The organism is Nocardia nova NBRC 15556 (genome assembly GCF_001613005.1).
Lineage (GTDB): Bacteria > Actinomycetota > Actinomycetes > Mycobacteriales > Mycobacteriaceae > Nocardia > Nocardia nova.
Genome location: NZ_BDBN01000070.1, coordinates 30,658 through 56,164, shown reverse-complemented (window position 1 = coordinate 56,164; position 25,507 = coordinate 30,658). Strand labels below are relative to the sequence as shown.

The following is a 25,507-nucleotide window of genomic DNA, read 5'->3' as shown; positions in this document are numbered from 1 at the left end:
CCAGCCCTGGCCGTCGATGCTGCGCGGCATCTGGGGCGACGACGAACGCTACAAAGCCACCTACTGGGAACGCTTCGCCGCCCAGGGCTGGTACTTCGCCGGCGACGGCGCCAAGATCGACGCCGACGGCGCCCTGTGGGTCCTCGGCCGCGTCGACGACGTCATGAACGTCTCCGGCCACCGCATCTCCACCGCCGAAGTCGAATCCGCCCTCGTCGGCCACCACAGCGTCGCCGAGGCCGCGGTCGTCGGCGCCAGCGACACCACCACCGGACAGGGCATCGTCGCCTTCGTCATCCTCACCGGCGGCTCGAACAACTCCGGACAACAGCTGGTGGACGAGCTCAAGGCCGAGGTCTCCCGCGAGATCAGCCCCATCGCACGCCCCCGCGAGATCCACATCGTGCCCGAACTGCCCAAGACCCGCTCCGGCAAGATCATGCGGCGCCTGCTGCGCGACGTCGCCGAGGGCCGCGAACTCGGCGACACCTCCACCCTGGTCGACCCCAACGTGTTCGAAGCCATCCGCGCCTCCAACGCCTGACCCTGACCTCTGCCGCACTGCGAGATCCCGGTCGGTACCGCTGGCCGGGAACTCCCTTCCCGGGTACTTCTTAGGAACTAGATATTTGCCCCTCTCGGGAGACGCGTATCAACCCCGAGAACACCTATCGTAATTTCATTCACTCGCCTTCTCTGCCAATCTTTCGATTTCAGCTCAGACATCGGCACAAGGAGTCACGATGGGGCGCATGCCATCCGCAGTAATCAATCACGAACTCGATCTTCTCTGGCAGAACATATTTACCTGGGCCAGCTGGGCTGTCGTCGCCCTGATGTTGGCGATCGCGCTTCGTATGTGCATTCGGCAACGAACGCCGTTTTACGTACTCGCCTGCGTTGCAGCGGGTGTCGCAGCCTTCGCGGAACCTCTCTACGACGTGGCTTTCGATTTGTGGTTCTACGACGCACACGACGGGAAGCCCGGCGCAATGTACTCGCATTTCACCGCATTCGGGGTCGTCCAGCCGAACTGGACCCACAGCGGGTACATCATCCTCTACGCCAGTGCCTGCCTGTACGCCGGCCGGCGCATGTACGAAGGCCGTCTCGGACGTCAGGGCTTGCTCGCGGTCTGGGTCGCCGAAATATTCACATCGTGCGTCTTCGAAATAATCGGTACGGGCACGAACGTCTACACCTATTACGGCCCATTCGAACTGCGCGTGTGGAACTACCCGTTGGCAATCGGCGTGCTCGAAGGAACACAGGTGGTTCTGTTCACGGTCGTGGCGGTACAGCTCTGGCGACGCGTGTCGTCGGCATGGGGACTACTGGGACTTTTGATGGTCTTCCCGATGACGATGTTCGGCGCAAACTTCGGTCTGGGCGCACCACTGATCATCGCCCTTCATCTCGACCCAGCGCATTTCTCGCGCCTTCTGGTCTGGGTGGCAACCGTGGGGAGCATGGCGCTGTGCGCTATCGCGGTGAATGGTGTCGGTAAATTCCTACCGCGGCCGATAACGGAACAGGAACCGGATGGAGCGATGCAACCACGAGATCTGCTCGCGGTACAACCGTAGGTCCGTGAAAACCGCTCCATCGACAGTACGATAACGCCATCTCGTGGCGGTTGGAGCGTGGAATCGGTCGATTCAACGTCCAACCACCACGAGGTCCGATCCGAAGAAGATGCACGAATCATGACAACTGTCGATATCGCACCGGTACCGCTGCGCCGGCACCACGTCGAAGTGCTCAACTATTTCGGTACCTGCCCGGAGTGCGGATACGCCGCGGAAGCAGCCCTCCTGATCACCACATATACCGATGGGTCGCACAACGCCGACCCGATCGGACGGTGCGGACTCCCCTGCGGATGGACGGGCCCGGTGCTCATAACCACCATGACCGCAGTCGCGCCTCCCTCGCACAGGAATTGATCAGCCGACAGCCGGGGAGTACTCCGCCCCGCGGGGGCGTACTGAAGCGGTCATCGACCTGCCCGGATGGCCGGTAGCCACGCGGTCACCGCCTTCAGGAATCGTATCGATCGAGAATCCGACCTCGATGGCGCAGCCCCAGGAGCCGGTGCGGTCCGCCGATCGCCACGATCTGGCGGTCGTTCGGATCTCCGACATCACCGCACGCCATGGCGGCGCGATCGATGAGCGTGCGAATCACCGAGCCCACGGGCGACACCCACCGACCATAGAAGGACGTCGACCGGTTCGCAGCGGTCGACTGGGAGACGTTGCCGGAAGGCAGCGTCTTCATCAAGAAGTCCAGTGTGTGGCTCGAATGCTCGGTCTACCCCGGGATCCCAGCCGGCGACCACGCCATCGCCCTGCTCGAAATCCACGGGCTTCGTATGGGTTTCGAACGACCGCTCTCAGTTTTCCATGGGAGCCGGTTCAGGAGGCTCGCAGCCATCCGAGCCCCGAGAAGTCCTGGAAACGACCGTCCACCCTTGCGTGCGGAGCACCCATAAAGCTACTGTTGTGCAAATGGTCAGTCCTAATGACCACAAATTTGGGTAGCTCACCACGGAAGGACACCGAAGTCTGATGGCCGAATTCACCGACATCACCTACGAGGTCGACAACGGGCTGGCTTGGATCACGATCAACCGCCCCGAGCGCTACAACGCGTTCCGGGCGCAGACCGTCGATGAGCTGGTCATGGCGTTCAAGCGCGCGTGGGCCAGCAGCGACGTCGGGGTCATCGCACTGACCGGCGCGGGTGACAAGGCGTTCTGCGCCGGCGGCGACCAGAAGCAGCGCATGGAGACCGGCGACTACGGTCCGTCGGCCAGCGGCCTGTTCGAGGTCGAGGCCCTGCACCGCGTCATTCGCGACGCCCCCAAGCCCGTCATCGCCGCCGTCAACGGGCTCGCGATCGGCGGTGGCCACGTGCTGCACGTGCTGTGCGACCTGACGATCGCCGCCGACACCGCCCAGTTCGGGCAGAACGGCCCCCGCGTCGGTTCCTTCGACGCCGGTCTCGGCTCGGGTTATCTGGCCCGCGTCGTCGGCGAGAAGCGGGCCCGCGAGATCTGGTTCATGCTGCGCCGGTTGTCCGCGCAGGAAGCCCTCGACTGGGGCCTGGTGAACAAGGTCGTGCCGGCCGCCGACCTGAAGGCGGAGGTGCGGGCGTGGGCGGATCAGATGCTCGACTTCTCCCCGACCGCGCTCAAGGTCCTCAAGCAGTCGATGAACACCGACACCGAGCACTTCGTCAGCATCGGCACCATGGCCTACTCCACGCTGGCGATGTTCGGCGAGACCCCGGAGGCGCAGGAGGGTATCAACGCCTTCAACGAGAAGCGCAAGCCCGACTTCACGCCTTACCGGGGCAAGTGAGTTGCGGTTCCGACCGGAACAACGTGAGTTCCCGGCGGCTGCCGCACAGCCGCCGGCACGAACCGACGAGGTGCACTGAATGACCGACACGACCTTCGCACCGACACTGTTGTCGGGCAAGCGAATCCTGATCACCGGCGGCGGGACCGGGCTCGGCCGCGGCGTCGCCCGCCATCTGGTCGAGCACGGCGCCGAGGTGCACCTGTGGGGACGCCGTGACGCGGTGCTGGCCGAGGCCGCTGCCGAGGCCTCCACATCTCGCCCCGGGGCCGCCCACTACCAGACCGTCGACGTTCGCGACTACGACAGCGTGGACGCGACGATGGACCGGATCTGGTCCGAGCACGGCCCGCTGACGGGCGTGATCAACAACGCGGCCGCCAACTTCATCGCGCAGACCAAGGACCTCAGTCCCCGTGCGTTCCAAGCGATTACGAGCACGGTGATGAACGGCTCGTTCCACACCACGCACGCCGCCGGCAAGCGGTGGATCGCCGGCGGTCTCCCCGGAAGCGTCCTGTCCACACTCACGACCTGGGTCTGGACCGGCTCGGCCTTCGTCGTGCCGTCGGCGATGGCCAAGGCCGCGGTCCACTCCATGACCATGTCGCTGGCGGTCGAGTGGGCCAAATACGGCATTCGCGTGAATGCGCTTGCCCCTGGGCCCATTCCGACCGACTATGCCTGGGAGATGCTGAATCCGACCGACAAGTCGTCGGTCGGCGCCACCCAGGTCGACCAGATTCCGGCCGGGCGCAGCGGAACGATCGAAGAGCTGGCCAACCTCACGATGTTCCTGCTGTCGGACGCGTGTGACTACCTCACCGGGCAGACCATCGCCATGGACGGCGGGCAGATGCTCGCCGGCCCCGGCACCTTCGCCGGTCTGACGACTCTGACCGACGCCGACTGGCAGCAGATCAAGGAAACCAGCAAGGTGGCGTCGGAGTCCAGCAAGGCTCAACGAACCGTGTGAGTCCATCCGAGCTCACAGAGCTGAAGAGGGTGCGCATCCACAAGATGCGCACCCTCTTCGGTTATCCGAGCCGAGCAAAATGAAGCCGAGCAAAATGAATAATGTCCCGACCCGTGACGGGTCGGGACATTCCTCGCGGTAACCGGTGCCGGGCCGATCAGATCGACGGGCGGTAGTGATACTTGCTGCTGCGCGTGAGAGCGAATTCGAAGATTCCCGAGCCGCGGACGTCGCCGAGGGTGAAGCCGCACAGCCGATCGGTCAGTGCCGAGTCCAGCGAGCGCGGGGTCACCGAGCCGTCGAGACGATAGCGGTCGGATTCGATTCGATCGGCTCCGGATGAAATGCCGTGGTGGCCACCGTATCCGGCGCCCGCCATGAAGCCACCGCCCGCTCGCGCGTCGGCCTGCACGACATAACGCTCCCCCGCCGCGGTCTCGACCCGGACCTCCCCTTCGACCAGATCGAGATCCGGAGTGAACACCAAGGCATGCCGCACATCGGTGATCGGATCGAGTCGGCCGCTCTCGTGCATGACGGCCCCCTCGAGGAGAAGTCGCTCGTGCGAACGGGTCTCGACCAGGAGGAACCCGATGGAGAAGTCCGGGAATTGGGCTTGATACCAGATGTGCAGGCCCTGTCCGCCCGCCATGGTGCGCACGCCGCGGGAGCGATCACGCTGCCCGTACCAGCCGTCCACCGAATGCTGCCGGCCGTCGATGGTCAGCGTGCCCTCGTAGCGACCGGACTGGAAGAGGTGGTCGAACGAGGTGCGCGCCGCCGAGGCGTTCGTGACCGCGATCTCGCCGAACCAGGCGGGTGTGCGTGCCCGCCAGGTCAGATCGAATTCGGTGTCGATCTCGTTCGGTCCCAGCCGGAGTCGCCACGTTCGGTTCGGCTCGAGCACCTCGAACCGGAAAGGTCCGGAGCCGTCCCGGTTCGTGACGCCGAGCGGCCCCGAGTAGCGGAGGTTTCGTTGCTCGTGCTCGCCACTCACCACCACGAACCCGTCGACCGTCCCCTTGGGCGGGTAGATACCGAAGCCCATGATGACCGACGGCGTGGTGGCATCGACCGGGTGCACGTTGAACATGAGCCGGTCGAAGAAGCCGTCCGGTAGATCGGTGACTTCGGGTCCGACCAGCGGATCCCGGAATGTGGTGCCGGATGTGTTCACCATACGAACTCCTTGTCGTTCGGGCGCGAAATGCCGTGCAGCGCCTACACTTCGGCACCGACTTCCGCCAGTCCAGCGGCGCGGCGCGCGTCGTCGAGGAAGCTCCGCACCAGCGCGGGGTCGGAATAGTAGGGGTCGCCGATCCCGTCCAGAACGCGCCGGCGACTGTATTCGTACAGCACCGCCAGCTTCCACAGCGCCAGCGTCGTATACCAGGTGAGAGTGTCGAGGTCGCGGCCGGTGCGCGCGCTGTAGCGCTGTGCCAGTTCGGCTTTGGACGGATATCCGGGTTCGAGCATCGCGGCGCTCAGCTGCGCGGTCGGGTTCATCGGGCGGCCCGGCTCAGGAACCGTCGCCAGCAGATAGCCGACGTCGAGCAACGGATCGCCGATCGTGGCGAGCTCCCAGTCGAGGACTGCCGCGACCCGGCCCGGCGCGTTGGGCGCGAGGACGACATTGCCGATCCGGAAATCGCAATGGATCAGCGTCGCGCCCGATTCCGGCGGGATGTTCGCCTGTAACCAGGCGTCCACGTCGGCGAACTCCGCCGGCGGATTCCCCTCGTCGTCGGCGACCAGGCGGCGCATCCGTTGCAGATGCCGGGCATTGAATCCCTCGGGCCGGCCCATGCGATCCAAACCCACCGCGCGCCAATCCACTTCGTGCAGATCGGCCAGTGTGTCGATCATGCTGTGACCGACGGCCCGTCGTTGCTCGGGCGTGTCGAGCGGCGCGGGCGTGTGGGTGGTCACCACAGGGCCGGGGGCGAAGCTCATCACGTAGAACGGCACGTCGAGCACATCGCCCTCCTGCGCGACCGCGAGCACTTCGGGTATCGGCACCGCGGTAGGCGACAACGACTGCAGCAGTTTCGCTTCGCGCAGCATGTCGTTGGCGCCTGGCGGAATCGGCGGCGGCGGCGGGCGCCGCACCACCACACTGGTGGTGCCGTCGCTGACCAGGAAGGTGAGATTCGAATGGCCGTCACCGATCGCCTTCGTGGTGATCGGTCCGGAAACGATTCCGCGACCTGTCAAGAACTCCGCCAACGCGTTTCGCGTTTCGCGGTCCCAATCCCATGCCATCTCGGCCTCACCGACCGGAGAACTGTGGTGCGCGCTTCTCCTTGAAGGCCGCCAGCGCTTCGGGCATGTCCTCGGTCCTGGTCAGCAGCGCCTGCCCACGGTTCTCCAGCTCCAGAGCAGCCTCGTAGGAACCGATTTCGGCGTTGCGCTGAATCGCCCGCTTGGACATCCGCACCCCGCCGGGCGAATTCTGCGCGATCACACGCGCCATCGTGAGCGCCTCGTCCAGCAATCGCTCCGACGGGACCACCTGGTTCACCAACCCGATGCGCAGCGCCTCGTCTGCCTCGACGATGCGGGCGGTGTACCCGATCTCCGCCGCCCGCGCGGGGCCTACCAGGCGGGTCAGATTGAAAGAGGTGCCGAGTTCACCGATCGACAGACCCACCTTCACGAAGGCCGCGCTCATCTTGAGAGTCGGTGCCGCCAAGCGGATATCGGCGGCGAGGGCCAACGCCAGGCCGCCCCCGGTCGCGGGTCCGTGGATCGCGGCGATCACGGGAAACGGGAGATGCCTGATGGATTGAATTCCACCCGTGGCGACCTCCTGGAACTCGAGGAATTCACGCACACCCATCTCGGTGATCACATGAATCTCCTCGAGATCGAAGCCGGCACAGAAGGCGCGCTCACCGGCGCCGGTGACGATGAGCGCGCGCAACCGGCTGTCGCGCAGCGCCCGCCCGGCCGCCAGATGTTCGTGGAACATCGTCACGGTCTGGGAGTTCATGCGCTCCGGACGGTTGATTCGCAGGATGCCGATTCCGGGCTCGGCCTCCTCGAAGGTCAGTGTTTGCAGATCGGGAAAATCGATGGTCATGTGAGCCTCGCCTCGTCGTGTCCAGCTGTGCTATTTGCCCTGGAAAACGGGCGCGCGCTTGTCCTTGAAGGCGTTGAGCGCCTCGGTCATGTCCGGACTGCGCGTCAGCAATGCCTGGCCGCGGTTCTCCAGCTCGATCGCCGCGGCATAGGAGCCGACCTCGAGATTGGCTTGCAGAGCGCGCTTGGACAGCTGCACACCACCCGGCGAGTTCGCGACGATCTGCTCGGCGAGGGCGAGCGCATCGGCCACGACATCGCCGGCGCTGACCGAATTCACCATGCCCAGCTCACCGGCTTCGGTCGCGTCGACAATCCGTCCGGTGAAACAGATTTCGCTGGTTTTCGCGGGTCCGATCAATCGGGTCAGCAGCCAGGATGTGCCCAGATCACCGGCGGAGAGCCCGATGCGAACGAATGCGGCGTTGAATGTGGCCGCGGCGCCGGCCAGGCGGATATCGGCGGCGAGCGCCAACGCCAGACCACCACCGGCGGCCGGACCGTTCACCGCGGCGATGACCGGCACTCGCAGCGAACGAATCGCGGTGAGTGCGCGTGCGGCGCGTTCCTGCTGATCCAGCATGCCCAGGGCGCCGAGGTTCGGGAGGTCGTCGGCGTCGGCGAGGTCGTATCCCGAGCAGAACGCCTTGCCCGCGCCGGTGAGGACGACGACGCGGCACGCATTCTCGGTCTCCAAACCCCAGGCCAGTTGCTCGAGTTCGACGAACATGGTGTTGGTCATCGCGTTGTAGCGTTCGGGCCGGTTCAGCGTGACGACGACGATGCCCGGTTTCACCTCCTCGGCGAGGAAGGTTTCGAAACGGTGTTCCAGGGTCTTCATCGGACTCCTAACGTGAGCGGCCGGGCGATCAGCGGAACTGCGGCTTGCGCTTGCCGACGAAGGCGCTGATGCCCTCGGCGGCCTCCCCGTCCTCGAACAGCGCCTGGATCTGCTCGACCTCGTACCGGGCGCCCTCGGCCAGGGGTAAGTCGAAGGCCGCGTCCACCGTGCGCACCACCGACAGCTGTGCCGGCAGCGAGGGGCCGAGCAGTTCGCGCGCGAATGCCAGCGCCGCCTCGGTGGCATCGCCGTCGGTGAGCCGGTCGACCAGGCCGATCCGGTAGGCCTCCTCGGCGGACACCTGCCGGGCGGTCAGCATGATGTCCAGCGCTCGCCCCCGGCCCACCAGCCGCGGAAGCCGTTGTGTACCACCGGCTCCCGGAATCAGCCCGAGTTTGACCTCCGGCAGTCCGAACCGGCCGCCAGGGCCGGCGACCCGCAGGGTGCACGCCATCGCGAGTTCGAGACCGCCGCCGAGCGCGACCCCGTCGACCGCGGCGATCGACAGCCACGGCGATGCGGCGAGGCGATCGTTGACCGCACGCATCCGATCGCCGTACGCGGTGAACGTCTCGGCGTCGATCGTCGACAGGTGTTTGATGTCCGCGCCCGCCGCGAAGAATCCGGGCAGCGCGGATCCGATGACCATGACCTTGACGTCACCGGCCTTCTCGGCGGCATCCATGGCCAGATGCATCCCGTCCAGCAGCGGAATCCCCAGCGCGTTGGCAGGCGGCCGCCGCAGCGTCACCGCCGTAATTCCAGGTTCGACCGTCTCCCAGGTCACCACATCCTGCGCCCGCTCTGCCACGTCGTCCTCGCATTCAGCACTTCGTCGACACCGCTACGGCCGACTTCCTCTTCTTGGAAGCTATCCACCACACCGCGCTAAGTCAACCATTATTTTGGTACGACCAAATTACCTAAGGCGTCCGGCCGCGCAAACTCGCATGGCAGGACTCTTTGCTGATAGATTAGGTACGACCAAATACACAGAAGGTAGGTAACTATGCCCGAGTCGCCCTCGTCGAGCACGGTTGCGCGACACCCGGTTCAGTTGCAGCCGATGCAGGTACCCAAGGCCTCCGACGTTCTCGCCAACGATCTGCGTGAGCGCATCCTGCGCGGCGAGTTCCCGTCGGGTACCGCGTTGCCGCCCGAGCGCGAATTGGTCACCCAGACGCAGATGAGCCGCACCACCGTCCGGGAGGCGCTGCGTATCCTCGAGGTGCAGGGGCTGGTCGTCATCAAGACCGGCCGCTCCGGCGGCGCGTTCGTCCAGCAGCCCGGGGGCGCCTCGGTGGCCTCGTCGGTGAGCCTGCTGATCCGCGGGCAGCAGTTGCGCTTGTCCGACCTGCTGGAAACCCGCGAAACCATCGAGCCCGCATGCGCCGGCCTGGCTGCGAAGTACCGCACCGACGACGACATCGCCGCGCTCGACGCCGCGAACGCCAAGCTCGGCGATCTCGATATCCCGCTCGAGGAATTCCTGAAGGCCAACGTCGACTGGCATCTCGCGGTCGCGGCCGCCAGCCACAACGAACTGCTCACCGGTTTCATGACCGCGCTGTCGAACGCCATCTACAGCTCGACGGAGAACACCGCATTCGTCGACGACGAGGTGCGCAAAACCACCCACCGAGCGCACAAAACGATCACCGACGCCATCCGCGCCGGCGACCCGGCGACGGCGACGCGGCGCATGAGCAAGCACGTCCACGGCTACGCCGAGGCCGTCGTTCAGGTCGAGGAGCGCACCGAGATCGAGCTGCGCGAAGCCTGAGCCCTCACGTCACACCGACACAGTGTGCGCGAGGTGGCTCCGCAGGCCGGTCAGGATCTCGGCATTGATCGCCCGGGTTTCGTGATCGCTGAGTCCCCACGGGGGCGCGATCAGGTCGAGGTGATCGAAGCCGTCAGGGATCGCCGCCAGCGCCGCCGGGAACTCGGCCGGGCGGCAGGCGATGGCGATGGTGTCGATCATGTCGTCGGTGACAGCGCCGATCAGGGCCTCGCTGTCGCGGTCGCGGGCCGCCTCGCGAATCCGCTGTTGGGCGGCGCTCCAACCGTGCAGCGCGAAGAGGCGATCGTAGACCCGCGATGCCGCGTATTGGCCGATCGCGTACGCCGCTTGCCGCCGGGCCAGCTCGACATCATCGTTGATCGCGCACATCCGGATGCCCATGATGGTGACCTCGGCCGGATCGCGGCCGGATAACGCTGCGCCGGTGGCGATTTCGTCCGCGACCGGGCCGCGGACGTACTCGGCGGTGTACATCGGATGGCCGACGAGCCCGTCTGCGAGCTCCCCGGCCGTCCGCAGCATCAGCTTGTTCACCCCCGCGATCCAGATCGGGATTTCCGGCCGGATCGGTTCCGGCACATCCGATGTGGGGGAAATGTGCACGTGGTAGAAGCGCCCGTCGTGATGGACCGGCCCCTCGTGCAGGCGCCACAGCGCCTTCAGCACGGTGAGCAGTTCGGCCATCCGGGCGGCGGGCGCTTCGCCGGGGACACCGTGCCAGGCCTCCATCATCTTCGGCGTACCGTTGCCGATCCCGAGAATGATTCGACCACCGGACAATTCGTCGAGGTCACGCGCTTCGGCCGCCCACATCAGCGGGCTGCGGCCCACGCCGTAGGCGATATTGGAACCGATGCGGATGGTGCTGGTGCCGGCGGCGAGCGCAGCCATCGGCACGGTGGCCGAGCGGCTGTACAGCTCACTCGTCCACACCGCCGTGCAACCGATGTCCTCGGCCTCGCGCGCCAATTCGGTCATGGTCGCGAACCGCTGTGGTCCACGGCCGACGCCGAAGGCATTGACCCCGAACGTCGTCATCTCGGTGATCCTCTCGATCTGTCAGGCCCGCCGCGGAAACCGCTCGAACTCGGGTCGCCGCTTTGCTTTGAACGCCTCCCGGCCTTCTTTCGCCTCTTCGGTGGCGTAGAACAGCAGATTCGTGTCGTGTGCGAGCTGCTGAATTCCGGCCAGACCGTCCTCGGCAGCGTGGAAACTCGCCTTCATCAGCCGCAGCGCCATCGGTGACAGTTCCATCATCCGCCGGCACCACGCGAGCGTCTCCGACTCCAGGTCGGCGAGCGGCACGACGGTGTTGACCAGCCCCATCTCCAGCGCCTGCGCGGCGTCGTACTGACGGCAAAGGAACCAGATCTCCTTGGCCTTGCGCACACCGACCATATCGGCCAGCAGTCCGGCGCCGAATCCGCCGTCGAACGATCCGACCTTCGGCCCGACCTGACCGAGGCACGCGTTGTCGGCGGCGATGGTCAGGTCGCAGACGATCTGCAGCACGTGGCCGCCGCCGACGGCATAACCGGCGACCATGGCGACGACCGGTTTCGGCAACCGGCGGATCTGCACCTGCAGGTCTGTCACATGAAACCGGCCCACCGCGCCCGGGTTCTCCGGATCGGTGAGGTAGCCCGTATCGCCGCGCACGCGCTGATCGCCGCCGGAGCAGAACGCCTTGTCGCCCTCTCCGGTGAGGACGATGACTCCGATCGACGGATCTTCGCGGGCACGGGTGAGCGCGTCGGAGATCTCCACCAGGGTCTGCGGCCGAAAAGCGTTGTGCACCTCCGGCCGGCAGATGGTGATCTTGGCGATGCCGTCCGCGGTCCGCGAGTAGTCGACGTCCTCGTACCGATGGACCGTCGACCACTCCCCTGTGTTGTCGCCCACCGCGGACCTCACGCCATGGTCAGGCCGCCACTGACCGACAGGGTCTGGCCGGTGATGTAGCCGGTCTCGTCGGAGGCGAAGAACGCGACGGCCGCGGCGATGTCGGACGGCAGCGCCAGCCGCTTCATCGGCACCGCGCGGGTCATGCCGCCCAGCACCTTGTCGGCGTCCTGACCGGAGTTGTTCGCGAATTTACGCAGTGCCGGGGTGTCGGTCGGCCCGGGGCACACGGTGTTGACGGTGACGCCCTTCGTGGCGACCTCGCGGGCGAGGGTCTTGGTGAAGGCGATGATGCCGCCCTTGGCGCCCGAGTACACGGCCTCGAGCGACGACCCGACCCGGCCCGCGTCGGATCCGATATTGATCACACGGCCGAAGCCGCGCTCGATCATGCCCGGAACCACGGTGTGGTTGACGCGCAGCGCGCCCTTGAAGTTGATGTCGAGGATCTTGTCCCAGAACGCTTCGTCGGTGTCGAGGAACTTCATGAAGTCGTCCCAACCGGCGTTGTTGACGGCGATCTCGACCGGTCCGAAACTGTCGGTGACCTGCTGCACCGCGGCCTTTACCGAATCGGTGTCGGTGACGTCGATCGGAACCGCGATCGCCTGGCCGCCGGCGGAGACGATTTCCTTCGCGGTCTGCTGTGCCACTTCATGATTGAGATCGGCGACGGCGACGCGGAAGCCGGCCTCGCCGAGTTTGCGCGAGATGCCCTCGCCGATTCCCTGGGCGCCGCCGGTGACGAGCGCTACGCGATTGCTCATGGGTGTCGATTCCTTTCGGTGACAGATGCTCGATGACAGTTGTTTTCGATGACCTCAGGACGCCAGGCGCGCCGCGCTCGCGAGTTCGTCGCGAAACTCCGGAGCGGCGACATTGATCAAGCGGCGCCGGCGCTCGGCCAGCGGTTGCCCGCGCAGATGTGCGACACCGTGCTCGGTGACGACGCAGTCGACGTCGGCGCGCGCGGTGGTGACCACACCTTCGTCGAGACCGAATTTGATCGACGAGCGTCCGCGCATGGTCGAGCGCAGCGCGATGATCGATCGTTTCCCGGTCAGCGCGGCGGCGCGGGCGAAGTCGACCTGACCGCCCACCGCGCCCAGATAGGTGCCGCGGCTCATCTCCGCGCCGACCTGCCCGGTCAGGTCCACTTCGATCGCGAAGTTGACCGCGACGAGCGCGTCGAGCTGCGACAGCACCTGCGGCGCATGGGTATAGCTGGTCGGCCGGAACCGCACGGGCAGTTCGGCGATCCGTGCGTACATGTCGGCCGACCCCAAAGCGGTTCCGGCTACCGACAATCCGGTATCGATCGGCTTGCGCCCGCCGGTGATCACGCCCTTGTCGATGAGCGTCAGCACCCCGTCGGTGATCATGCCGGTGTGCACGCCGAGATCGCGGTGCCCGGCCAGCGCGTCGAAAACAGCCGCCCCGAGGGAACCGATGCCCACCTGCAGTGTGTCGCCGTCGTCGACCAATCCGGCGATATGCGCGGCGATGACGCGGTCGGCATCGCTTGCGGGACGGCGCGCCTCCTGCTGCAGCGGACGGTCGGTCTCACACGTGGCCGCGAAGCGGCTCAACGGGATTCGCGGAGACCCGGGCACGGCGGGCATCTGCTTGTTGATCTCCGCGAACAGCAGCGGCGTATGGCCGATCGCGTCGGCCATGTAGTCGACGCCGATACCCAGCGAACACATGCCGTCGCGGTCCGGCGGTGATACCTGCACGAGCCCGGCATCGCACGGAAGCCGGTGCTCGGCGAACATCCGGGGCAGGGCCGAATAGTGACACGGTACGACCTCGAGCTGGTCGGTGGCGCCGAGTTCGCGCAACGCACCCAAGCCGCCGTAGGACACCATCGTGTCGGTCGGCGAGATCGCCTGCGCCAGTTGGTCGTTCCAGCTCAATCCGGTGAACAGGCGCAGCGGCCCGAGTTCGGGAGCCTGGGCGAGCAGCTGATCGACGAGTGGGCGGGGCTCGGCCGCGGCCTGGCTCCACCACACCCCCATGTCCCGCCGCAGCAGCCCGCCGAAGTCGACCATCAGTTCTCCCGCTCGATGAGCGTTCCGGTGCCCAGCCCGCCGCCGCAGCACATGGTCACCAGGCCGAGCCGGCTGTCGCGGCGTTCCATCTCCGCGAGAATGGTCGCGATCAGCCGAGATCCGGTGGCGCCCACCGCATGTCCCAGCGCGATCGCGCCACCGTTGACGTTTACCCGGTCCATATCGGGCTTCAACTCGCGCTGCCAGGCGAGCACGACGGAGGAGAACGCCTCGTTCACTTCGAACAGATCGATATCGGCGACGGTCAGGCCATTTCGCTCCAGCAGCTTGTGCGTCGCCGGGATCGGGCCGGTCAGCATGATGATCGGATCCACCCCGACGGTGGTCTGATCCGCGATCCGCGCACGGATACGCAAACCGTGCCGCTGCGCAGCCTCGCGGGTGCACAGCAGCACCGCCGCCGCACTGTCGCAGATGGGACTCGACGTGCCGGCGGTGATCCGGCCGTTCTCGCTGCGGAAGACCGGCTTCAGCCTGCCCAGCGTCTCGAGCGAGGTTCCCGGCCGGACGGCCTGGTCGCCGGTGCGGATCTCACCGTCGAGTGCCAGCTTCACCATCTCGTCGTCGAAACGTCCGGCGGCGATAGCCTCGGTGGCGAGAGCATGCGACCGTACCGCGAATTCGTCCATCTCGGTACGCGAGATGTCCCAGCGTTCGGCGATCAGTTCCGCGCTCTCGCCCTGAGTGACGAAGTCGTAGCGCTCGCGCAGCGCGGCGGGCCAGGGGTCACCGTAGAGTTCACTGATCTTGGCGGGCGAATTCATCGGCACATGTCCCATATGCTCGACGCCACCCGCGATCACGATGTCGTGCACGCCCGAAGACACAAGGGCCGCAGCGAAATTCACGGCGGTCTGCGCGGATCCACAGCGACGATCCAGTGTCGTCGCCGGAACCTCGGCCGGATAGCCGGCCTGCAACCACGCATTGCGACCGATATTGCGCGACTGCTCACCGAAAGGCGCCGTGCAGCCGATGACCAGATCCTCCACGACAGCCGGGTCGAGACCTGTGCGTCCGATCAGGTCCTGGTAGCAGGACGCCAGCATCGTATTGGGGTGGATGTCGCGGAACCATCCCTTCTCGGGATGCGATCTGCCGATCGGGGTGCGTACCGCCTCGGCGATGACAACCTCGCGCCCCGAGGTCGCGAACGGGCCGGACACTCGTGTATTCATCTCAGATCACCGTTCCGCCGTCGACCGGCAGCACCTGACCGGTGATGTAGCCGGCCGCGCTCGAGGCCAGGAATACGAAGGTGGGCGCGATCTCATCGGGATAGGCCCAGCGCCCCAAGGGAATTCGCGCCAGCGTCTTCGCGGCCAGTTTCTCGTTGCTGCGAATGTTCTCGGTCATCGCGGTCGCCGCGAGCGGCGCCACCGCGTTCACGGTGATCGACTGCTTGGCCAGCTCGCGGGCCAGTGATTTGGTGAGTCCGACGATGGCGGCCTTCGCGGCACCGTAGTTCGCCTGCCCGATCGTTCCGGTCAGCCCCGCCGCGGAAGTCACATTGATGATGCGACCGGTTCCGTCCTGGGCGATGTGGTCCAGCGCCGCGTGGCTGCAGTGATAGCTCCCCATGAGGTGGGTGTCGAGCACCTTACGGAAGCGGTCCTCGTCCATCTTGGGGAACATCGCGGGCGCGATCACCCCGGCATTGTTCACCAGGATGTTGAGCTTTCCGTCGCCGAGGCGGGCCGCGGCGGCGACCGCATCACGGGCGTTGTCACCGTCGCAGACATCCAGCGTGAACGGCTCCGCGACGCCGCCGGCCTTCGTGATGCGCTCGCTCACCGCGGCGGCCGCGTCCTTGTTGATATCGGTCACCAGGACCGAGGCTCCCGCCGCGGCGAATGCCTCGGCGACGGCTGCTCCCACACCACCGCCCGCGCCGGTCACCAGAGCAGTGCGACCGTCGAGGCCGAACGCCTTGATACCGGGTGCGACGGTGCGGGTTTCGACTGGCTGGTCGGTCATCAGTAGCTCCTCGGGAGGCCGAGCACGTGCGAACCCAGGAAGTTCAGGACCATCTCCTGACTGATGGGCGCGATGCGGGTCAGACGCGCTTCGCGGAAGTAGCGGGCCACGTTGTACTCCTCGGAGTAGCCCATGCCGCCGTGGGTCTGCAGGGCACGGTCGGCCGCTTCGAAACCCGCGTCGGCACAAAGGTACTTGGCGGTATTGGCCTCGCGGCCACACTGTTTGCCGTTGTCGTAGAGCCAGGTGGCCTTGCGCAGCATCAGCTCCGCGGCGTCGAGGCGGGCCAGCGAATCGGCGAGGGGGAACTGGATGCCCTGGTTCTTGCCGATCTGGCGGCCGAACACCTCACGGTCGTTGCCGTAGCGCACACCGGCGCGCAGCGCGGCCCGCCCGATCCCCAGCGCTTCGGCCGCGACCAGCATCCGTTCGGGATTGAGCCCGTCGAGGATGTAGGTGAAACCTTTGCCCTCTTCGCCGACCCGGTCCTCGACGGGAATCTCGAGATTGTCGATGAACAGCTCGTTGGAGGTCACCGCATTGCGACCCATCTTCTTGATGGGCCGGATATCTACCCGGTCGCGATCGAGATCGGTGAGAAACAGCGTCATGCCGTCGGTTTTGCGCGGCGAATCCTCGAACTTCTGGGTCCGGGTCAGCAGCAGGATCTTCTCCGACTCCACCGCCTTGGAAATCCAGACCTTGCGCCCGTTGACGATGTAACTGTCACCCTCGCGCCGGGCGAAGGTGGTGATCTTCGTGGTGTCCAGGCCGGCGCCCGGTTCGGTCACGCCGAAGCAGACATGCAGATCACCGCTCACGATGCGCGGCAGCGTGCGCTGCTTGAGTTCCTCGCTGCCGTGCACGATCACCGGATGCATACCGAAGATCGACAGGTGCATCGAGCTGGCGCCGTTCATTCCGGCACCGGAGGCGGCCACCTGTTCGAGCAGAATCGAGGCCTCGGTGATGCCGTATCCGTGCCCGCCGTACTCCTCCGGAGTGGTGATCCCCAGCCAGCCGCCCTGGGCGAACGCATTGTAGAACTCCGTCGGGAATTCGTGCTTCTCGTCCTTCTCCTGCCAGTACTGGTCATCGAACTTGGCCGCCAGCTCGGCGACCGCGTCACGAATCGTGACCTGGTCCTCTGTCAGTTGAAAATCCACGCCCGTACTCCATCCATCAATTAAGCCAACTATACCAATGGACTGACCAAAAGTTGCAAGTGTCAGCCTTGCCGGACCGGCTCGTCCAGCAGCGCCGCCGCGATGCGCTCGTTCCAGGCCGACGGCGGACCGAACAGCGTGCGGTCGAGTTTGGCGCGCTTGTAGAACAGGTGCAGATCGTGTTCCCAGGTGTATCCGATCGCGCCGTGCACGGTGAGTGCCGATTCCGCGAGGTCGGCCACCGTCCCGGTCACCTGAGCCTTGGCGACCGCGGCGATGGCCGCCGCGTCGTCGATCCCCGCGTCGAGCGCGGCCGCGGCATACAGCGCTGTCGAGTACGACGCCTCCACCGTGACCAGCATCTGCGCCGCCGCATGCTTGACCGCCTGGAACGAGCCGATGAACTGCCCGAATTGCTTGCGCTGCTTGCTGTATTCGACGGCGAGGTCGAGCATGCGCTCAGCACTGCCCAGCGCATCGGCGGCCACCAGCACCCCGGCCAGCGTCGCGGTCCACGACAGCGAGGCCTCGTCCGCGCCAACGGTGTCGAGGATCGGTGCGCCGGTGAACTCGACAGTGGCCGCGTCGCGCGAACGGTCGAGCAGACGGTCTTCTCCGATAACGGCATCGGCGGCCGAAACACGCGCCAAACCAAGCCCTTCCGGTCCTGTCACCGGTACGACGAATACATCTGTCCCACGGGCGCCGACGACGTGGCGCACAGTTCCGGTGAGGCTTCCGTCCTGCGCGACCAGTGGCTCGAAGGCCGGTACTCGGTCGGCACGGATTGCCAGGGTGAACCGCCTCGCGCCGGCGAGCTGGTCGCCCAGTTCCTGCCGGGTGAGCGACGGCGCGACCAGGGCGGCCGCCAGCCACCGCGAGTCGGGCACCGCCGCGCGGCCGAATTCCCTTGCGGCCAAGGCCAACTCGAGGACGCCGCCACCCTGTCCCGAGACGTCCTCGGGGTAGCCGACGCCCCACCAGCCCTCTTTGATCAGGGCCTCGGTGAACCGATCCGGATCCTCGCCTGACTGCAGTTTCCGCACGGCCTCGGTCGGGAATTTCGCCGTGAGCCACTCACGAAGGGATGCGGCGAACAGTTCCTGTTCCTCGGACAGTTCCCAATGCATCGCTTGCTCCTCAGTTGGTCCTCGTGCGATGCACGACATCTCGGATGGCGGTCACGGCCTCGGGATTCTCGGCGCTCGAGAGGTCGCCGGGGTCGGTTCCGATGGCCGCGGCACGCACGGCGCGCCGCAGGATCTTGGCGGAGCGGGTCTTCGGCAGGGCCTCCACCGTCCACACCTTCGCCGGGGCGAACGGTTTTCCCACACCTTCCGCGACGAGCGTGCGCAGTTCGTCGGACACCCCTTCGGTGTCGGCGCCCTTGCGCGGAACCCAGAACGCCCAGACGCATTCACCCTTCTTCGGGTCCGGGATGCCGACGGCGGCGGCCTCCGCGACCGCGGGGTGCGTGGTCAGCACGGACTCCACTTCGGCCGGTGCCAGCCGCTTGCCCGCGACATTCATCACGTCGTCGGAGCGACCCAGGATGTACCACTGGCCGTCGTCGTCCACGCGGGCGTAGTCGCCGTGGCACCAGATGCCGGGGAACGTGGACCAGTAGGACTCGAGATAGCGTTCCCGGTCGTGCCACACGCCGCGGGTCATCGCCGGCCACGGTTGCCGGCAGACGAGCTCACCGATGCTGCCGCGCAACGACTTTCCGGTGTCGTCGACGACATCGACATCCATACCCAGCGACGGACCTCCGAGTGAACAGCTCGGGATCGGTTCCACCGGGTAAGGCGCCAGGAACGAGCCGCCGACCTCGGTGCCGCCGGAGAAGTTGATCACCGGAACCCGGCCGCCGAAAACCGTCTCGGCTAGCCAGTCGTAGGAATCGGGATCCCACGGCTCGCCGGTGGATCCGAGAACACGCACCGAACTCAGGTCGCGTGTCGCGATCTCGGCGGGCGGTGTCGATTTGAGCGCACGGATCAGGGTCGGCGAGACGCCGAGCATCGTGATCCGGTGGCGCTGCACCAGATCCCACAGCCGGCAGGCGTCCGGGATATCGGGTGAACCTTCGTAGAGCAGTAGCGTCGCGCCGTTGGCGTGGGTGCCGAACGCCGCCAGCGGACCCATCACCCAGCCCATATCGGTAATCCAGCAGAAGGTGTCGCCCGCGTTGATATCGAAGGAGTACGCCACCTCGGTCGCGACCTTGATCGTGAATCCGGCATGCGTGTGGACCGCACCCTTGGGCTTGCCGGTGGTACCCGAGGTGTAGCCGAGCATCAGCGTCTGCATGGCCGGGAAGGGACGGAACTCGTACGGTGCGACCTCCGGTCCGACCAGCGAGCTCCATACCGTGGCCACAACATCCAGACCGGCGAAATCTACTGTGCCACCGATATTTTCGACCGTGACGACCGAACGCACCGACGGCGCCTGCGCGAGTGCCTTGGCGAGCTCGTCCGCCATGCCGACCTTGCGGCCGCGGCGAATCGTGCCGTCCGCGACGAAGACCGCCTTGACCTCCGCGTCGTTCAGGCGCGAGGCAATGGCGGGCGCGGCGAAGCCGGAGAACAGCGGGACGATGATCGCTCCGATTCCCGCCGCGGCATAGCAGGCGACCACGGCTTCGGGGATCATCGGCAGGTAGATGGCCACCGCGTCGCCCTCGCCGACGCCCAGCGCGGTCAGACCGGTCGCGACCCGGCCGACCTGTTCGGCGAGTTCGCCGTAGGTGATCGTGTGGACCGACCGATCCTCGGCCTCGTGCACGATCGCCGCCCGGCCGGCGTTGTCACCGAGCCAGCGGATGATACACGCATCGACCGCGTTGAAGGTGCCGTTGACGAACCAGTCCGGGAATTCGACACCGTTCGACAGGTCGAGAACCGAATCGTACGGGGTCGCGAACGGGATGCCCAGATCGGTCACCGCCGCATCCCAGTACCAGGACACATCCGCCGTCGATCGCCGCCGCAGTTCGTCGATCGCATCGATGCCGTGCGCACGCGCCAATCGCAGGACGTTCGCGTGCTCGAGGTAGTCCGGTGTCGGATTCCACACGTAGGTGCTCATCGTGCAGCCTTTCTCAACCGCGGGGCATTCCGAGCACACGCTCGGCAGCGATGTTGCGTTGGATGAACGTCGATCCGCCGGCGATGGCGGTTCCGCGCGCCTGATACGCCAGCCGCAACCAGCGCTGCTGGTCGACGTCCGCGTCCTCGCCGTCCTCGGCCAGGCCGAACTGACCACCGAATTCGGACAATTCGAGGCCGAAGTCCGCGATGTCCTCGACCAGCGGGCAGAAATACAGTTTTCCGATCGAGGTGACCGGCCCCGGTGGTTGCCCGGACGCGGCGCCGGTGATGACTCGCTGGCCGATCAGATAGTGGGTCAGGGCGCGGCCGTAGAGGTCGGCGATCCGGTGTCGGATCACGGACTTGCCGCTCAGCGGATTGCCCTCGCCGTCGGAGCTTCGTTTGATCTGCGCGATCAGGTCCTCGACCGCGCGGGTGGTGTTGACCCGGCCGGTCGCGATGCCGACGCGCTCGAACGCCAGCGTCCCCATGGCGACCTTCCAGCCGCCGTCGACCGCACCGACCACCGCCTCGTCGGGCAGGAAGACATCGTCGAGGAACACCTCGTTGAACTCCGCCTCGCCCAGCATGTGCGCGAGCGGGCGCACCGTCACACCCGGCGACGACATCGGCAGCAGGAAGTAGGTGATACCCCGGTGCCGGTCGCCGCCGCCGGTGCGGGCGAGCAGGATCGCGTTGTCGGCGATCTGCGCGCGCGAGGTCCAGATCTTCTGTCCCTGAATCTTCCAGCCGCCCTCGACCTTGGTCGCCTTGGTGCGCAGCGAGGCCAGGTCGGATCCGGATTCCGGTTCGGAGAACAGCTGGCACCAGATCTCGTCGCCGGTCAGAATGGGCTCCAGGTACCGCCGCTTCTGCTCGTCGTTGCCGAAGGCGACGATCGTCGGGCCCGCGAAATCCTCACCGATGATGTTCAACCGCTCCGGCGCACCCGCGCGGTCCATCTCCTCGTTGAAAATGGCCTTGATCTTGGCATCGGCGCCCGCGCCGCCGAACTCGGCCGGCCACGACAGACCGGCGAAGCCGGCGTCGAAAAGCTTGCGCTGCCACACCGACCAGAACGCGCGCTTGTCCTCGAGCCGCGCCGGTTCCGGCCACGGCAAACTCGGCAGGGTCTCGGTCAGCCAGTCACGAATGCGCGTTCGGAATCGCGCCTCGTCCGGCGAATCACTCAGATCCATCTGCACCTCCACGTGTTTACGGACCAACGTTACAATAGGTCAGACCAAAAAATCCAGGAGGTACTCCATGACGAGCTCAACGGCTCGGCAGCTACCGGTCGGCAGCGTCCTCGACGTCGTGTCGTTCGAGGTAGAAGCCGGGAAGATCAGGGAATTCGCCACGGCCACCCATGCGCTCGACCCGGTCCACACCGATAGCGCTGCCGCGACCGAAGCAGGATTCACGAATCTCCCGGCGACGCCGACCCACGTGGTCGTCGCCGGCCATCACCGAAACCAGCAACAATTCGTCCGCGACCTGGGACTCGCGATCGAGCGGGTGGTGGTCGGGTCGGTGGAATGGCTCTACACCCGCCCGCCGATCGTCGGTGACCGCCTCACCGGGACTCGACGCGTCGTCGACGACACCACCAAGGAAGGCAAACGCGGCGGCACGATGCGCCTGGTCACCCTGGAAACCGAATGGACCGACAGCACGGGCGACCCCGTCCTCACCCAACGCGAAGTCCTGATCGAAAGAGGCGCATGATGACCCGCACCCCCGTCGTTTTGTCACCGGGCGCGCAACTGGAACCCCGCCGCATCGGCCCGATAACCCAGACCGACATCGTCCGATTCGCCGGCGCCGGTGGAGATTTCAACCCGCTGCACCACGACCCCGACTACGCGATCCGAGCCGGCCTGCCCGGAGTCATCTCGATGGGCCAGATGCAGGCCGGCATGCTCGCCGCCTGGGTTTCCGACCTGGTTCACATCGAGCACCTGATCTCGTACTCTGTGCGATTCGCCTCTCCGCTGCGTATCGGAGAAACGATCGACCTCGGCGGTCAGGTCGACTCGGTCGATCCGGCATCCGCCATCGCAACGTTGTCCCTGCACGCGAAATCCGATGAGCGGGTGGTGATCACGGGGGTTGCTCGCGTGCGAATCACACCGCCGTGATCCGTCTCCTCTTCGGATACGCATCCACTTCCGATCGTGACCATTGCGACGGACAAGTCGAATGTGCCTTGCACGGAACGTATTCCGAAGAGGGCCAGTCTGATTCGCCCGATTGGCTGTTCGCCCTCGACACCACGTAGTGTCGCGCGTCATGACCGAGCAGCGGTCCAATCCGCACGACGCGTATTTCCGAAAAGTCATGGCACGCCGGGACAACGCCGCCTCCGAACTACGCGCCGCGCTCCCCCACGCCATCACGGCGCGCATCGACTGGTCTGCCCTGCAGCTGGAGCCGGGCAGCTACGTCCACCCCGACCTGAGCAGTCGCTACAGCGACTTGTTGTTCCGCACCAGACTCGACGGCCACCCCGCCTTCGTCTACATCTTGATGGAGCATCAGTCCAGCAGTGATGAATTCATGGCCTTCCGGATGCTCGAATACATGGTCGCCATCTGGCGCCGGTACCTGGCCGACAATCGCCGCGATGTCAAACGCAAGGTCCCCAACGTCACCGCGGTCACCAGGCTGCCCGCGATCATCCCGCTGGTCGTGCACAACACCGCCAGAGAAAACGCCTGGTCCGCCCCCACCGAACTGGCCGACCTGATCGATCTCGATGCCTCGGCCCGCGAGGCACTCGGCCCCCATCTGCCCCGGCTGCGGTTCCTGCTCGACGACGTCGCCGCCGTCGATCCGGCTACGCTGCGTGAGCGTGACCTGACACCCGCGACCAGGGTGTTGCTGGTCCTGCAGCGCATCGCCCCCAAGAACTCGGCGCTGGGACACGATATGCTGGACTGGCTCGAAGACCTGCGCGAACTGGAGTCCGGCCCGGACCCCCTCGGCGACTACCTGGCCATCCTGAACTACATCATGACGGTCGGAGAAACCAGCGAGACCGACCTCGCAGCGGTATTCGAGCGGCTCGGCCCGCGAGCAAAGGAGGCGATCGTGACAACAGCAGAGACCATCGAAGCCCGTGGAGAAGCACGCGGGGAGGCACGCGGCGAGGCACGCGGCCGGGTGGCAACGCTGCTCGAACAGATGACCGTCAAATTCGGCCCACTACCGGTCACCATCATCGACCGTGTCCGGTCGGCCGATCCCGCTCAGGTCCGCACCTGGACGACCAGAATCCTCACCGCCACCACCCTCGACGAGATGCTCGCCTGACACCCGGCCATTGCGGACGCCGGGGTGAGCGTGTTCGCGGGCCGGCGCGCGCTGCCGTTGGGTGCAGGCGGGCGCATTGACTGCTCGCCATGGTCCTCCGACGTCTTGCGGTGGTTCGTCTCTAGCGCGCCGATCTCAAATATGGCCTGCCACTTAAGGAACCAGCACGATTTTGCCGATCGCGTTGCCCGCCTCCAGATGACGATGCGCCTGTGCGGCGTCGTCCAGTGAATAGGTGGCGGCGATGGTCGGCGCGGCCACAGCGCCGGTGGCGACGAGGTTCAGCAGGCCGCGGAAATCGCCCGGGCCGCCCATGGTCGTGCCCAGGAGGCTGTATTGGCCGAAGAAAAAGCGGCGGACGTCCATGGTCACGTGTTCGGCGACGTTGGCGCCGAGAACCACCACACGCCCGCCGGGCCGCAGGGCTTCGACCGACCTGTCCCACAGGCCGACCGGGTCGAGGATGACGTCGAACCCATTTCCGTCCGGGGACAGCGCTTTTGCCTCATTCGGCCAGTCGTCGCCGGTATGCAGAACCCCGCCGGCGGCGCCGCTGTTGCGGGCTCGGGCCAGCTTCTCCTCCGACGATGCCGTCACGAATGTCTGGGCGCCGAGGGCCGTCGCCAGCGACAATGCCATCGTCGCGACTCCGCCTCCGGCGCCGATGATGAGCAGCGATTCCCCGGCGCTCAGGCCGGCCCGGGTCACCAGGGCACGGTAGGACGTCACGCCCACGAGCGGTAGCGCGGCTGCCTCTTCCCAGGAATAGCCGGCCGGTTTGGGGGCCAGGCACTGCTCCGGGACGCAGACCCGTTCGGCATAGGTTCCCGGCACGTGGTCGCCCAGGATCTCGAAATCGGCCGCGGGGGCGTCGTGGCTGTCGCCCCAGAACAGCGACGGGAGGATGACCACCTCCTCGCCGGTGTCGGTGCGCACGCCGGCGCCGTCCGCTCCAGGGGTGTGGGGCAGCGGCGAACGATACTGCCCGCGACGTACCAGCACGTCGTGCCAGTTGAGCGCGCTCGCGCGCAATTCGACCGTGACCCAACCATTGCGGGCGATCGGCTCGTCGACATCACCGAACACCAACTGCTCCGGTCCGCCGAAGTCCGACATCACGATCGCTTTCATCGGATCTCCCGCTGTACGGTCACGGTCGCCTCCGCGCACGTCTTGCCCGACGCGTTCACGGCGACCACTCGAACCACCGCGAGAGACCGACCACGATGGGCTACCTCGGCGCGGAAGGTGGTGGTGTCCTTCGCGTCGCCCGGCCGGACGAAGACCATATCGATGCTTGCGGTCCGCACACTGCCGTCGGCTTCGAGCGCCGACATGGCGGCGAATTCCGCTCCGCAGAGCAGGATTCCGCCGTGCACATTGCCGATGCCGTTGGCGGCGAAGGCCGACGCGGGCAATTCCACGACGCCGCAAGCACTTTCACGAACGCCCAGGGCATTGCGGATGGAGACACCGTCCACGGGAGCATCGAACTCCACGGCGGGGGCCGTGGGCGGCCCGTCGACCGTCAGCAGGTGCGAGCGTTGGGTGATCAAGGCGATGACCGTCCCGGCGGCATCGGTCACCACGCCACGAGTCGTCCCGCCGCGATCGTCACTGCCGATCAATTCACCCGTCACCGCCAGCAACGATCCGTCCATCGGCGGATCAGCGAGCAGGTCGAGCCGGATCCCGAGGCTCACAGGCCATCTATCCCACGGCGATGCCGCCGCGACGATGTATCCCGTGACATCATCGAGCGGCACCGCGAGCGCGGCACGGCTGACACCGGCAGCCGGGTCCCGCAACCAGGGACCCGACTGGACAGCCAATTCCGCGCGGTCCGACGACAGACCGATCGGCCGCACACGCACCAGCGCCTCAGCGCCACTGATCAGAAATTCGGGCGTGCA

General features: G+C 66.3%; 25 protein-coding genes and 1 pseudogene. 9 read left to right on the top strand and 17 right to left on the bottom strand.

All coding sequences use genetic code 11. The annotated features are described in order from the left end of the window. The 5 genes and pseudogenes from NN2_RS25595 to NN2_RS25570 form a co-directional block, all read left to right on the top strand. Positions 1–544: AMP-binding enzyme (locus tag NN2_RS25595; protein ID WP_156511467.1), on the top strand; the 544-nt coding region annotated here is incomplete at its 5' end. Positions 545–743: 199 nt separating this feature from the next. Continuing rightward, on the top strand, positions 744–1,586 hold the full coding sequence (locus NN2_RS25590) for a hypothetical protein (RefSeq protein ID WP_063016597.1): 843 nt from the start codon (positions 744–746) through the stop codon (positions 1,584–1,586). Between the two features lie 647 nt (positions 1,587–2,233). Next, positions 2,234–2,494 (top strand): annotated as a pseudogene (locus NN2_RS36570) (flavin reductase family protein); the annotation flags it as partial. Positions 2,495–2,570: 76 nt separating this feature from the next. After that, positions 2,571–3,365 carry an enoyl-CoA hydratase-related protein gene (locus tag NN2_RS25575; protein WP_063016592.1) on the top strand — a complete coding sequence of 265 codons (795 nt, stop codon included), beginning with the start codon at positions 2,571–2,573 and terminating at the stop codon, positions 3,363–3,365. Positions 3,366–3,444: 79 nt separating this feature from the next. After that, positions 3,445–4,341, top strand: coding sequence for an SDR family oxidoreductase (locus NN2_RS25570; RefSeq protein WP_063016590.1), 897 nt, complete (start codon positions 3,445–3,447; stop codon positions 4,339–4,341). A gap of 157 nt (positions 4,342–4,498) precedes the next feature. On the opposite strand, the gene NN2_RS25565 is transcribed toward NN2_RS25570, so the two are convergent. From NN2_RS25565 to NN2_RS25545, 5 genes are read right to left on the bottom strand one after another with little or no spacing between them, the layout of a single operon-like run. Next, positions 4,499–5,521: an Rv3169 family protein gene (locus tag NN2_RS25565; RefSeq protein ID WP_063016588.1), complete on the bottom strand. Its 1,023-nt coding sequence runs from the start codon at positions 5,519–5,521 to the stop codon at positions 4,499–4,501. A gap of 41 nt (positions 5,522–5,562) precedes the next feature. Further along, on the bottom strand, positions 5,563–6,603 hold the full coding sequence (locus NN2_RS25560) for a phosphotransferase family protein (protein WP_063016586.1): 1,041 nt from the start codon (positions 6,601–6,603) through the stop codon (positions 5,563–5,565). A gap of 7 nt (positions 6,604–6,610) precedes the next feature. Next, positions 6,611–7,423, bottom strand: a complete 813-nt coding sequence (locus NN2_RS25555; RefSeq protein WP_063016584.1) for an enoyl-CoA hydratase/isomerase family protein — start codon at positions 7,421–7,423, stop codon at positions 6,611–6,613. Positions 7,424–7,453: 30 nt separating this feature from the next. Beyond that, the gene (locus NN2_RS25550) at positions 7,454–8,263 is read right to left on the bottom strand and encodes an enoyl-CoA hydratase/isomerase family protein (RefSeq protein ID WP_063016582.1); all 810 of its coding nucleotides are present in this window, start codon (positions 8,261–8,263) and stop codon (positions 7,454–7,456) included. A 28-nt stretch (positions 8,264–8,291) separates the two neighbouring features. Beyond that, a complete protein-coding gene (locus NN2_RS25545; protein ID WP_063016580.1) occupies positions 8,292–9,074 on the bottom strand; it encodes an enoyl-CoA hydratase/isomerase family protein in 783 nt (260 codons plus the stop codon). A 255-nt stretch (positions 9,075–9,329) separates the two neighbouring features. Between NN2_RS25545 and NN2_RS25540 the strand changes: the two genes are divergently transcribed. After that, the gene (locus NN2_RS25540; RefSeq protein WP_063016578.1) at positions 9,330–10,046 is read left to right on the top strand and encodes a FadR/GntR family transcriptional regulator; all 717 of its coding nucleotides are present in this window, start codon (positions 9,330–9,332) and stop codon (positions 10,044–10,046) included. Between the two features lie 9 nt (positions 10,047–10,055). Here NN2_RS25540 and NN2_RS25535 read toward each other — a convergent pair whose 3' ends face one another. The 10 genes from NN2_RS25535 to NN2_RS25490 all read right to left on the bottom strand — a co-directional run bounded on the left by NN2_RS25535 (position 10,056) and on the right by NN2_RS25490 (position 21,478). Beyond that, a complete protein-coding gene (locus NN2_RS25535) occupies positions 10,056–11,105 on the bottom strand; it encodes an LLM class flavin-dependent oxidoreductase (protein ID WP_063016576.1) in 1,050 nt (349 codons plus the stop codon). A gap of 21 nt (positions 11,106–11,126) precedes the next feature. After that, positions 11,127–11,969 carry a 1,4-dihydroxy-2-naphthoyl-CoA synthase gene (gene menB / locus NN2_RS25530; RefSeq protein WP_063016574.1) on the bottom strand — a complete coding sequence of 281 codons (843 nt, stop codon included), beginning with the start codon at positions 11,967–11,969 and terminating at the stop codon, positions 11,127–11,129. An 8-nt stretch (positions 11,970–11,977) separates the two neighbouring features. Next, positions 11,978–12,736 carry an SDR family NAD(P)-dependent oxidoreductase gene (locus NN2_RS25525; protein WP_063016572.1) on the bottom strand — a complete coding sequence of 253 codons (759 nt, stop codon included), beginning with the start codon at positions 12,734–12,736 and terminating at the stop codon, positions 11,978–11,980. A gap of 54 nt (positions 12,737–12,790) precedes the next feature. Beyond that, complete coding sequence (locus tag NN2_RS25520) at positions 12,791–14,020, bottom strand: acetyl-CoA hydrolase/transferase family protein (RefSeq protein ID WP_063016570.1); 1,230 nt, start codon at positions 14,018–14,020, stop codon at positions 12,791–12,793. Continuing rightward, positions 14,020–15,219 carry a thiolase family protein gene (locus NN2_RS25515; protein WP_063016568.1) on the bottom strand — a complete coding sequence of 400 codons (1,200 nt, stop codon included), beginning with the start codon at positions 15,217–15,219 and terminating at the stop codon, positions 14,020–14,022. The genes NN2_RS25520 and NN2_RS25515 overlap by 1 nt, the downstream gene beginning before the upstream one ends. Position 15,220: 1 nt before the next feature. Further along, positions 15,221–16,018: an SDR family NAD(P)-dependent oxidoreductase gene (locus NN2_RS25510; RefSeq protein ID WP_063016566.1), complete on the bottom strand. Its 798-nt coding sequence runs from the start codon at positions 16,016–16,018 to the stop codon at positions 15,221–15,223. Next, positions 16,018–17,184, bottom strand: coding sequence for an acyl-CoA dehydrogenase family protein (locus tag NN2_RS25505; protein ID WP_063016564.1), 1,167 nt, complete (start codon positions 17,182–17,184; stop codon positions 16,018–16,020). The genes NN2_RS25510 and NN2_RS25505 overlap by 1 nt, the downstream gene beginning before the upstream one ends. Before the next feature lie 62 nt (positions 17,185–17,246). Then, positions 17,247–18,314 (bottom strand): acyl-CoA dehydrogenase family protein, encoded by a 1,068-nt coding sequence (locus NN2_RS25500; RefSeq protein ID WP_063016562.1) that lies wholly within the window; start codon positions 18,312–18,314, stop codon positions 17,247–17,249. A gap of 10 nt (positions 18,315–18,324) precedes the next feature. Further along, positions 18,325–20,277, bottom strand: a complete 1,953-nt coding sequence (locus NN2_RS25495) for an AMP-binding protein (protein WP_063016560.1) — start codon at positions 20,275–20,277, stop codon at positions 18,325–18,327. Between the two features lie 13 nt (positions 20,278–20,290). Continuing rightward, entirely contained in the window at positions 20,291–21,478 is a 1,188-nt protein-coding gene (locus NN2_RS25490; RefSeq protein WP_063016609.1) for an acyl-CoA dehydrogenase family protein, read from the bottom strand. A 67-nt stretch (positions 21,479–21,545) separates the two neighbouring features. On the opposite strand from NN2_RS25490, the gene NN2_RS25485 reads away from it, so the two are divergent. The 3 genes from NN2_RS25485 to NN2_RS25475 all read left to right on the top strand — a co-directional run bounded on the left by NN2_RS25485 (position 21,546) and on the right by NN2_RS25475 (position 23,594). Then, the gene (locus tag NN2_RS25485; protein WP_063016559.1) at positions 21,546–22,007 is read left to right on the top strand and encodes an FAS1-like dehydratase domain-containing protein; all 462 of its coding nucleotides are present in this window, start codon (positions 21,546–21,548) and stop codon (positions 22,005–22,007) included. Beyond that, positions 22,007–22,420: a MaoC family dehydratase gene (locus tag NN2_RS25480; RefSeq protein WP_063016557.1), complete on the top strand. Its 414-nt coding sequence runs from the start codon at positions 22,007–22,009 to the stop codon at positions 22,418–22,420. The genes NN2_RS25485 and NN2_RS25480 overlap by 1 nt, the downstream gene beginning before the upstream one ends. 151 nt (positions 22,421–22,571) lie before the next feature. Further along, on the top strand, positions 22,572–23,594 hold the full coding sequence (locus NN2_RS25475; RefSeq protein ID WP_063016555.1) for an Rpn family recombination-promoting nuclease/putative transposase: 1,023 nt from the start codon (positions 22,572–22,574) through the stop codon (positions 23,592–23,594). Positions 23,595–23,747: 153 nt separating this feature from the next. On the opposite strand, the gene NN2_RS25470 is transcribed toward NN2_RS25475, so the two are convergent. Continuing rightward, positions 23,748–24,725 carry a quinone oxidoreductase family protein gene (locus tag NN2_RS25470; protein WP_063016553.1) on the bottom strand — a complete coding sequence of 326 codons (978 nt, stop codon included), beginning with the start codon at positions 24,723–24,725 and terminating at the stop codon, positions 23,748–23,750. Next, positions 24,722–25,468: a PaaI family thioesterase gene (locus tag NN2_RS25465; protein WP_245658850.1), complete on the bottom strand. Its 747-nt coding sequence runs from the start codon at positions 25,466–25,468 to the stop codon at positions 24,722–24,724. Before NN2_RS25465 ends, NN2_RS25470 begins: the two co-directional genes overlap by 4 nt. Positions 25,469–25,507 lie beyond the last annotated feature (39 nt).

What these genes read in the sequence shown, in the direction of transcription:
- NN2_RS25590 (WP_063016597.1), top strand. Translation starts at nt 744, where the DNA reads ATGGGGCGCATGCCATCCGCAGTAATCAATCACGAACTCGATCTTCTC.
- NN2_RS25575 (WP_063016592.1), top strand. Translation starts at nt 2,571, where the DNA reads ATGGCCGAATTCACCGACATCACCTACGAGGTCGACAACGGGCTGGCT.
- NN2_RS25570 (WP_063016590.1), top strand. Translation starts at nt 3,445, where the DNA reads ATGACCGACACGACCTTCGCACCGACACTGTTGTCGGGCAAGCGAATC.
- NN2_RS25565 (WP_063016588.1), bottom strand. Translation starts at nt 5,521, where the DNA reads ATGGTGAACACATCCGGCACCACATTCCGGGATCCGCTGGTCGGACCC.
- NN2_RS25560 (WP_063016586.1), bottom strand. Translation starts at nt 6,603, where the DNA reads ATGGCATGGGATTGGGACCGCGAAACGCGAAACGCGTTGGCGGAGTTC.
- NN2_RS25555 (WP_063016584.1), bottom strand. Translation starts at nt 7,423, where the DNA reads ATGACCATCGATTTTCCCGATCTGCAAACACTGACCTTCGAGGAGGCC.
- NN2_RS25550 (WP_063016582.1), bottom strand. Translation starts at nt 8,263, where the DNA reads ATGAAGACCCTGGAACACCGTTTCGAAACCTTCCTCGCCGAGGAGGTG.
- NN2_RS25540 (WP_063016578.1), top strand. Translation starts at nt 9,330, where the DNA reads ATGCAGGTACCCAAGGCCTCCGACGTTCTCGCCAACGATCTGCGTGAG.
- NN2_RS25535 (WP_063016576.1), bottom strand. Translation starts at nt 11,105, where the DNA reads ATGACGACGTTCGGGGTCAATGCCTTCGGCGTCGGCCGTGGACCACAG.
- NN2_RS25525 (WP_063016572.1), bottom strand. Translation starts at nt 12,736, where the DNA reads ATGAGCAATCGCGTAGCGCTCGTCACCGGCGGCGCCCAGGGAATCGGC.
- NN2_RS25520 (WP_063016570.1), bottom strand. Translation starts at nt 14,020, where the DNA reads ATGGTCGACTTCGGCGGGCTGCTGCGGCGGGACATGGGGGTGTGGTGG.
- NN2_RS25515 (WP_063016568.1), bottom strand. Translation starts at nt 15,219, where the DNA reads ATGAATACACGAGTGTCCGGCCCGTTCGCGACCTCGGGGCGCGAGGTT.
- NN2_RS25510 (WP_063016566.1), bottom strand. Translation starts at nt 16,018, where the DNA reads ATGACCGACCAGCCAGTCGAAACCCGCACCGTCGCACCCGGTATCAAG.
- NN2_RS25500 (WP_063016562.1), bottom strand. Translation starts at nt 18,314, where the DNA reads ATGCATTGGGAACTGTCCGAGGAACAGGAACTGTTCGCCGCATCCCTT.
- NN2_RS25495 (WP_063016560.1), bottom strand. Translation starts at nt 20,277, where the DNA reads ATGAGCACCTACGTGTGGAATCCGACACCGGACTACCTCGAGCACGCG.
- NN2_RS25490 (WP_063016609.1), bottom strand. Translation starts at nt 21,478, where the DNA reads ATGGATCTGAGTGATTCGCCGGACGAGGCGCGATTCCGAACGCGCATT.
- NN2_RS25485 (WP_063016559.1), top strand. Translation starts at nt 21,546, where the DNA reads ATGACGAGCTCAACGGCTCGGCAGCTACCGGTCGGCAGCGTCCTCGAC.
- NN2_RS25480 (WP_063016557.1), top strand. Translation starts at nt 22,007, where the DNA reads ATGACCCGCACCCCCGTCGTTTTGTCACCGGGCGCGCAACTGGAACCC.
- NN2_RS25475 (WP_063016555.1), top strand. Translation starts at nt 22,572, where the DNA reads ATGACCGAGCAGCGGTCCAATCCGCACGACGCGTATTTCCGAAAAGTC.
- NN2_RS25470 (WP_063016553.1), bottom strand. Translation starts at nt 24,725, where the DNA reads ATGAAAGCGATCGTGATGTCGGACTTCGGCGGACCGGAGCAGTTGGTG.